Raw genomic sequence first — 647 nt, 5'->3', positions numbered from 1 at the left:
CCCCCCACCGGGACCGGCCCCGCCACTTCCTGAGACCCGCTCACCGGTCCTTCGGGTCGAGCCACCACAGCCCGAGCACCACCAGGAACGACAGCACCAGGAAGGCCGCGCCCCACCAGGCGGTCCCGACCTGCCCCGACATCCAGGTGTCGACCACCACGGTCAGCCCCCACAACTGGCCCGCCAGCACCGAGAAGGCGAGCACCAGGCGCGCCGACAGCTTCGAGGCCCGCTCCGGCTCCTGCTCGCTGCCGGCGCCCGGACCGGGGCCCGTGTGACGGATCCGTCCGTCGCCGTAACCGCTGGTGGGCCGGATCTGCGGATAGCGCTCGTCCAGCGGACGGTTGAGCCGCCGGTCCGCGGCAGGCCGGTACCCCGCACTGCCGAAGCCGATCGAACGGCGCCTGGAGGCGTCCTCGCTCATCCGTCCTCACCCTCTCCCGGACAGCCCAGCTGCCGCCGCAGCTCCGGCTGGTGGAACTGCCGGCACAGCGCGTCGGTCACGTTCTCGCCCGACCGGGCCGTGGCGAACGCCCACACGCTGCCGTCCTGTTCCTCGGTCAGATACACCCGCGGCAGCGGCCGCGGCGGCGGGCCCGCCGTCACCTCGCCGGTCCGCGCGTCGAACACGCCCTCGTGGCACGGGC

At 74.2% G+C, this 647-nt stretch carries 1 protein-coding gene and 1 pseudogene; both read right to left on the bottom strand.

Annotated features, from left to right (window positions below; translation table 11 throughout):
* Nucleotides 1-40: 40 nt before the first annotated feature.
* Complete coding sequence (locus ACOV8S_RS31085) at nt 41-424, bottom strand: hypothetical protein (protein WP_448321828.1); 384 nt, start codon at nt 422-424, stop codon at nt 41-43.
* Nucleotides 421-647 (bottom strand): annotated as a pseudogene (locus ACOV8S_RS31080) ((2Fe-2S)-binding protein); the annotation flags it as partial. The gene ACOV8S_RS31085 and the pseudogene ACOV8S_RS31080, both read right to left, overlap by 4 nt.

The sequence above is a fragment of the Streptomyces sp. CO7 genome, assembly GCF_053474865.1.
Note: the sequence above shows the minus strand (reverse complement) of the source record. Positions and strands in the feature narration are given on the sequence as shown.

Coding starts and splice junctions, on each gene's coding strand:
- ACOV8S_RS31085 (WP_448321828.1), bottom strand. CDS start 424: ATGAGCGAGGACGCCTCCAGGCGCCGTTCGATCGGCTTCGGCAGTGCG.